At 49.9% G+C, this 7,283-nt stretch carries 7 protein-coding genes and 1 pseudogene; 1 reads left to right on the top strand and 7 read right to left on the bottom strand.

The features are described 5' to 3' along the window. The 7 genes from A918_RS0103330 to A918_RS0103300 all read right to left on the bottom strand — a co-directional run. Nucleotides 1-636: RraA family protein (locus tag A918_RS0103330; protein ID WP_022709681.1), on the bottom strand; the 636-nt coding region annotated here is incomplete at its 3' end. A gap of 12 nt (nt 637-648) precedes the next feature. Continuing rightward, complete coding sequence (locus A918_RS0103325) at nt 649-1,491, bottom strand: carbon-nitrogen hydrolase family protein (protein WP_022709680.1); 843 nt, start codon at nt 1,489-1,491, stop codon at nt 649-651. Nucleotides 1,492-1,525: 34 nt separating this feature from the next. Continuing rightward, nucleotides 1,526-2,260 (bottom strand): HpcH/HpaI aldolase/citrate lyase family protein, encoded by a 735-nt coding sequence (locus A918_RS0103320; RefSeq protein ID WP_022709679.1) that lies wholly within the window; start codon nt 2,258-2,260, stop codon nt 1,526-1,528. 44 nt (nt 2,261-2,304) lie between these two features. Then, complete coding sequence (locus A918_RS0103315; protein WP_022709678.1) at nt 2,305-3,114, bottom strand: ABC transporter permease; 810 nt, start codon at nt 3,112-3,114, stop codon at nt 2,305-2,307. A gap of 17 nt (nt 3,115-3,131) precedes the next feature. Further along, nucleotides 3,132-4,019, bottom strand: a complete 888-nt coding sequence (locus A918_RS0103310) for an ABC transporter permease (RefSeq protein WP_022709677.1) — start codon at nt 4,017-4,019, stop codon at nt 3,132-3,134. Continuing rightward, nucleotides 4,016-5,101, bottom strand: a complete 1,086-nt coding sequence (locus A918_RS0103305) for an ABC transporter ATP-binding protein (protein WP_022709676.1) — start codon at nt 5,099-5,101, stop codon at nt 4,016-4,018. Before A918_RS0103305 ends, A918_RS0103310 begins: the two co-directional genes overlap by 4 nt. Before the next feature lie 94 nt (nt 5,102-5,195). Then, on the bottom strand, nt 5,196-6,269 hold the full coding sequence (locus A918_RS0103300) for an extracellular solute-binding protein (protein ID WP_022709675.1): 1,074 nt from the start codon (nt 6,267-6,269) through the stop codon (nt 5,196-5,198). 784 nt (nt 6,270-7,053) lie between these two features. Between A918_RS0103300 and A918_RS22155 the strand changes: the two are divergent. Continuing rightward, nucleotides 7,054-7,283, top strand: a pseudogene (locus tag A918_RS22155) (glycosyltransferase family 2 protein); the annotation flags it as partial.

Below are 7,283 nucleotides of genomic sequence, written 5' to 3'. Positions count from 1 at the left end.
GAAGGCGCCTGAAACTTCGCCGAGTTTCAGGCCGGTTTTGACAGAAGCTTCACGCTCTTTCCCGCGCTCCTGAATAGCCAGCGCTTTGGTTGCAACTTCGTTGACTTCGCCACGCGGTAGCACCAGAACACCGCTTTCATCAGCAAGAATGGCATCCCCCGGATTGACGACCACGCCACCACAGGAAACCGGAATATTGATCCCGCCGCCCAGATCGTAAAGACGGGTGGTGATTGGCGAAATACCGCGTGCCCACATCGGGAAGTCGGAATCCTCAATCTCGGTCAGATCAGTGCACGGCCCGTCAACAATACCAGCCACCGCACCGGCAGCTTTAGCGGCAATGGTCACTCCCCCGCCCCAGCAGGCATAACGGTCATCACCCATACGGTCGACCACCAGCACATCGCCCGGCCGCAACATACCGGTGATATGATGCAAAAGCGTTGAATCCGGCCCCGGAATGGCAATGGTGACGGCAGTGCCGACAATCCGGCGCTTTGGCAGCAGCGGTTGAATGGAATGGTTCATAAAACCAAAGAAACGCCAGTGACCGACAGTTGCCGTTTCCACACCAGACAGCAAATCCAGATCAGCCTGTTCCACCTGCTCAGGCATTGCATTTATAACATACATGATGAGATTTCCTTACACTGCACAGGCTTCGTGACGTTTGCCTAACCGGCGGTGCTGCACCATCGGAATTAAAGCGCGAACGCGGTTGATCTGCTCACGATCAACTCTGGCTGTAACAAAACCCACACCGTCTGATGCGCGGGCAACGACATGCCCCCAAGGATCACAAACCAGAGAATGTCCGTATGTATGGCGTTTCTCGCCACCGCTCACCACCGCGCCGGTCTGTCCGCAGGCCACGAAATAAGTCTGGGTTTCAATGGCGCGGGCGCGTGCTAGTACTTCCCAATGGTCTTTGCCCGTTTGCAGCGTGAAAGCCGCTGGCAGAATGATGATATCAACACCGGCCTTTTCCAGCTCGAGATACAGTTCAGCAAACCGGATATCATAGCAAATGGCACAACCGACTTTGAAACCGTCGAGATCATAGACCACAACATCTTCACCCGGTTTCACCGTTGCGGATTCTTTATAGGCTGTGCCATCCGGTGCCACGATATCGAACATATGGATTTTACGATAATGGGCGACTTCTTTACCCGAGCGGTCAAAGACAAAAGTCGAATTATAAATCCGTGCTTCGCCGTCAACTTTCTCCATGATCGTACCGGCATGGACAAAAACTTTATGCTCACGGGCAAAATCCTGCGCCATTTTATAGGCAGCACCATTTGGTGCGGTTTCAGCCTCATTCAGCTTACCCTCAGGGCTGCCGCCATAATATTCAAAATATTCCGGCAGAACGATCAGATCAGGCGCATCCGTACGCACTGCATCTTCCATCAGTTTACGGGTTGTAGCCAGATTGGCGGCTTTATCAGCCTGCGGATTGGTCTGGATCAAACTTACTTTCATCATGCTCCTCCAAGCTCATTGAATAGAAATAAAATCAGGCAATAAGCGCTTCTTTTTTAAGCGCATTGACAGTGGTCATCATGCCCTGACGCAGGGTCATATTCTGTGTGGCGACGACCAGCATTGATGCGCCCTCATCCAAGGCAAAACGGCGCTCGGCTTCTGTCCATGCAGGCATGATCCATGGCTTGCCCGCATCACGGGCAGCTTTGGCGCAACGGCGCAGATCAGTCTTGTCCGCATCATTGAATTCATAAGCACCGCGACCACGGGCAAGTGCCAGATCAGAAGGCCCTGGGAAGAGACCATCGACCGTATCCAGCGCGATGATCTTTTCGACATCAGCAAGGCTTTCAGCCGTTTCGATCATGGCGTAGCATTTGGTTCGCTTATTCTCTTTTTCGAACGCATCGGATGCCGGACGGCTATAGCCGAACACGCGGCCACCGGCATAAGAACGTGTACCGGTCAGCGGATATTTCGCTGCTTTGGTGACTTCTCTGGCATGATCTACACCCAAAATATGCGGAACAATCACACCATCTGTGCCAAAATCGAGCACCTGCTGAATAGCCTCTGTGGTCGGAGCCAGCACTTTGGTCAGTGTCGGCAGGCCTTGCGCTTTGGTGAAAGCCAGAAACTGATCAAGCGTGCCCAAGTCAAATGTGCCATGCTCCAGTTCCAGCACGAAAGATGTGAAACCGCAGGTTTTAGCAATCTCAAGATATCCGAAATGCGGCTGCGACATCCAAAGGGCGATATTTTCCATTTTCGAGACCTCCTCGTCTCTTCATTCATGCAATGCGAATGCAGTTATTTGGTATTTTCAGAAGACTTGCCGATGGTGCGGGACAGGCCAAGTGTGCGTTCAATCAGGAAAATGATCAGCAAAGTTGCGATAATCAGCACCACAGAAATTGCGGCTGTCATCGGATCAGTGCGGCTTTCCACATAGTTGAAAATCTCGACCGGCAAGGTAGTCAGGCGCGGTCCTGTGATGAACAGCGAGATCACCACCTCGTCAAAGGACAACAAAAATGACAGGGCAGCACTGGCAACCAGACCCGGCATCATCAACGGTAAGGTAATGCGGCGAAAAACGGTGAACGGTGTTGCACCAAGCATCGTCGCAGCCTCTTCCACAGAGGGCGGCAGTGTTGAGAAAGCCGTGATCATAATGCGAATCACATAGGGTGTGGTCACGATCAGATGCGCGATAACAAGCCCTGTAAAAGTACCGAGCAGCTGCATTCTTACAAAGACCAGCAGAATGGCCAGACCCAGCACGATTGACGGCAGCAGCAACGGCGCAGTGAAAATATTGAGCAACAATTCCCGCCCGCGGAACTCATAGCGACGGATCGCATAAGCCGCAGGAATACCGGCTATCAGCGACAGAACAGTCACCACGCTGGCAACGCCAAGGCTGATCCACAAAGCATTGATCAGCGCCTCGTGATGCAGCATTTCACCATACCACCGCACACCCCAGCTCTGCGGCGGAAAGGTCAGATAATTATCATTGCTGAAAGACAGCGGGATCACCACCAGAATAGGCGCAAGCAAAAACAGGTAGAGCGCTGCAACCAGAATTTTAAACGGCAGTTTCATAGTACCAATCATGAGATTTCCCCTGCCGGTTAATCGATGCGGCGGGCAATGCGTGAATACACGACCAAAGCCAGTCCGAAGATGATGAGAACGATGACGGATGTTGCTGCCGCACGCGGCCATTCAAGCTGGATAACCGCCTGATCATAAATCTCGGTTGCGAGCATGAAGACACGACCACCGCCAAGCAGTTTCGGTGTGATGAAAGAGCTGATGGCCAGCACAAAGCACAGCAGGCAACCCAGTGCCACACCGGGCAAAGTCAGCGGGAAAATCACACGGCGAAAACGGGTGAAGCTATTGGCGCCGAGTGAAGCGGCAGCCTCTTCCAATGTCACATTCAGACGGCCAAAACCGGCAATTAATGACAGCGCCATATACGGAATAAGGATTTCCACCATACCGATGAAAACGCCAAGCGTATTATTGACCAGACGAAACGGTTCTGAAATCAGACCGGTACTCATCAGCATACCATTGATAAGCCCCTGATCACCGAGCAGCACCATCCGGCCATAAGTTCGCACCACGCTGCTCACCAACAGCGGTGAAACGGTGATGACAAACAACAAGTTACGCCATACCGGTGATACACGATGAAGAAACAGGGCAATCGGATAAGCGCAGACCAGTGTCATTACTGTAATCAATGTACTGATCCACAAAGAGTTGAAAATCAGCTCCCAGTTGAAACTGTCAGTGAAGAAGCTGAGATAATTCTCCAGCGTGTAATTGTCGGTCAGAACCCCGCCGCTGCGGCTTTCCAGAAAGGAGATCTGCGCAAGATTGGCTACCGGTACGATGAACGCGATCAGATTGATCAATGCCATCGGCAGTAAAAGCCCGACGGCAATCAGAGGAAACCAGCCGCGCTTCTGTTTCACAAGATTATTGGATGCAGAGGTAAGTGCAGTCATTGCTTACCTCCGAAAACCAGCATGTCTTCCGGCTTCCACTCGCACAGCAGCTTATCGCCAAGCTGGAAACCATGGCCACCACTGGTCGTCGGCACTTCAACCTTCAGGCAGCCGCCATTAATCTCGATTTCATATTGAACAATATCGCCGATATAGGTAATCCGCGCGACCTTACCGCGGGCGCTATTGGTGGTCACACTGATCAGCGACTGGTCACGGTTAGGTGTCAGACTGATACGATGCGGACGGATCGCAATCTGCCCCTCACCGGAAGTCGCACCATGAGTGTTACAGCGATAGACATTGTCACCCAAACGGCAGGTATTCTCTGCAATGATCTGGCAAATATGCACATTGGCGCGTCCGACAAATTCCGCAACAAACAATGAGGACGGACGCTCATAAATTTCTTCCGGTGTGCCGAGTTGTGCCAGTTTGCCATTATGCATCACACCAACCACGTCACACATGGTCAGCGCTTCTACCTGATCATGGGTCACAAAGACCGTTGTGATATTCATGCGTTGCTGGATTTCGCGGATTTCAATGCGCATATCATCGCGTAATTTCGCATCAAGGTTGGAAAGCGGCTCATCAAGCAGCAAAATGCGTGGCCGGATCACCAAAGCACGGGCAAGTGCAACGCGTTGTTGCTGGCCGCCGGACATATCTTTCGGTTTACGGGGGCCATAACCGGGCAAGCGCACCATTTCCAGCGCTTCCTCAACCCGTGCCTGTGCTTCATGTTTAGGCACGCGGCGCATATCCAGCCCGAAAGCCACATTCTCTGCTACCGTCATATGCGGAAACAGCGCATAATTCTGAAACACCAGACCAATGTCTCGCTGATGTGGTGGTTTGCGGGAGATATCCTCGCCATTGATATAAATATTGCCGTCTGTGATCGGCAACAATCCGGCAATCATGCGTAGAGTTGTAGTCTTGCCACAACCGGATGGCCCCAAAAGCCCGAGAAGTTTGCCTTTGGGCAAATCAAGATGCAGATCATCAACGGCCTTATAGTTGAGACCATAGAGTTTTGAGACGGCTTTGAGTTGCAGAAATGTATTGTCTGTCGTCATGTCAGAACCCGAATTATTCTGTGCCGTTCCGCCTGATCAAGATCAGGCAGAGCGGTTTTGCAGTCATAAGAAATGGAAATCTGTGCGCTGAAAATCAGCGGCCGGCAGGGATGATCTGGCGGCGCCACGGGTCCAGAATTTTGCCGCGGATATCGCCGATCGTCATCCAGTCCACGGGAATGAGTTTGTCACGCTGTTCAGAATTCATCATCGGGATGCGGGCGCGTGTGGCCTCATCAACTTCGGCTTTGGTATTGGTCGGTGCATAGAACATCATCTTGGCAAAACGCGCCTGTGCCTCAGGGCTGAGTGCATAATTGATGAAAGTCTTGGTTGCATCCTGATTTTTACCGTTGGCAATCGCACTGATCACATTAATCTGCGCTGCTGTACCCTCGGAAGGCCCTACAGAACGTAGCTTACCGCCGGTCTGATCATAATAAAACTGCGCACGGGCATTATAACCGATCGACAGGTTCGCGGTGCCATTCGCCACCAATGTATAGGCGTCAGGTTTTGGCTCCCATGTCTGAACCAATGGCGCCAATTCTATAAGCTTTGCCACAGCAGGTTTGATGGTTTTTACATAGTCAGTTTCACCGGCGAGCCGGTTGGTGATGATTGTTAGCAAAATAGCCTGAATATCACCGCCACCCTGCGCGGCGATAATGACTTTGCCATTTTGTTTTTTATCCCACAGCGCTTCCCAACTGGTTGGCCCTTCCGGAAAAGCATCGTGATTATAGATCAGTGACAATGTATCGAATGTAATCGGAATGGCTTTACCGGCAAGCTCCCTGCCAATATCCGCCAGATCGGCATAATTGCTCAGAGCAGCAGTATTTAGGTCTTCGACCAGCCCTTCATCACTGGCGATTTTAGCAACGGAAAGATCATAAATAACCGCATCAGTTTGCGGAGAGGACTTTTGAGCGCGCATATTACCAAGTGATGTCGCGGCATTCTGGACACCGTAATAGGTCACTTTAATATCCGGATGTTCTTTCTGGAAAGGCTCGATAACAGCCTGAATATAATTATCCTGAAATGCACCGCGATAGCCCATCACGGTAATATCAGCAGCCATCGCTGGCAGTGCCACCCCCGTCAGGGCAGCGGCAGCTGCCAAAATCAAAATACGGGATGCCTGATATTGAGATTGCTTCATGTTCTTCCCCTTTGTTTTTTCAAAGGTGCAAAACATCAGGCTTATCGTCCAACGACTTATTCTTACCGCCTGTTCGATTTTGGTTTATGCATGTTGCTTATGCTTGTCAGAATTATGTTTTTTGCCCGTCAGTATCCATCTTGGCCGCATAATTTATATAACAATCCAAACGCAAATAGATTGGCCAATGATCATCCATGATGTCTCGTGACACCTCAATGGCACAATCAAGCACTCGCACTCTCAGGCTTGAGCTTTTTCTATCTTCCCAGGAGCAATGTTCCCACCTCTTCTATTGGTCATTAAAGAGGCAAAAGGGCAATGGCCTGTCCGTCAACAGCTATTCATCACGAAAAATAAGCTTTACAGCTTCATATGCTAATCTGATAACCTTTAGTAACAAGATTATTCGTGCTGAAATCTAAGGAGTGAATGCCACATCCGGCAAGCAATCACGACCGCAACCTGCCTCCCAAATCACCTTTAAATACAGTACCATATCGGCGCCAGTATATTATATAGTATCTAATAAAAATTTGCCTTTATCTTCAATTTAACCATACAAAACCAGAATAGATCACATTTTTTCAATAAATTTTAAAATAATACGCATTTTTATGAGTGAAACCGGCTTTTTTACATAACATTAAATTGTTATCTTATGATATTATAAGCATTCTCATCGCGACTATCTGCACGGGAGATTGTGGGGAAATTATCTCACGTTCAGATAGATGGGGCAGATAGATGGGAATCAAAGTCGGGGTCACAGGGGGAATTGTTTTTGGTTTCAAAAACGCACCGAAAAATTTGCATCGGCACGATCACAAAAGATCGCCCCGTTATGCTGCAGAAATTGCTGATGTCTTATGCCCGGCTGATTATTCCTGAGGGGACACAGGTCTGTTTTTTAATTGTAGAAAACAACCACGAGAAAACAGTCTGCTCGATTATCAATGACTTTAAGGCAAGAGTTTCACCTGCTGAAGTCGTCTATACTGTTGAGCCGGTTTT

The sequence above is a fragment of the Pseudochrobactrum sp. AO18b genome (assembly GCF_000409565.1).
Classification (GTDB): Bacteria; Pseudomonadota; Alphaproteobacteria; order Rhizobiales; family Rhizobiaceae; genus Pseudochrobactrum; species Pseudochrobactrum saccharolyticum.
Note: the sequence above shows the minus strand (reverse complement) of the source record. Positions and strands in the feature narration are given on the sequence as shown.

Coding starts and splice junctions, on each gene's coding strand:
- A918_RS0103325 (WP_022709680.1), bottom strand. CDS start 1,491: ATGAAAGTAAGTTTGATCCAGACCAATCCGCAGGCTGATAAAGCCGCC.
- A918_RS0103300 (WP_022709675.1), bottom strand. CDS start 6,269: ATGAAGCAATCTCAATATCAGGCATCCCGTATTTTGATTTTGGCAGCT.
- A918_RS0103310 (WP_022709677.1), bottom strand. CDS start 4,019: ATGACTGCACTTACCTCTGCATCCAATAATCTTGTGAAACAGAAGCGC.
- A918_RS0103320 (WP_022709679.1), bottom strand. CDS start 2,260: ATGGAAAATATCGCCCTTTGGATGTCGCAGCCGCATTTCGGATATCTT.
- A918_RS0103315 (WP_022709678.1), bottom strand. CDS start 3,114: ATGATTGGTACTATGAAACTGCCGTTTAAAATTCTGGTTGCAGCGCTC.
- A918_RS0103305 (WP_022709676.1), bottom strand. CDS start 5,101: ATGACGACAGACAATACATTTCTGCAACTCAAAGCCGTCTCAAAACTC.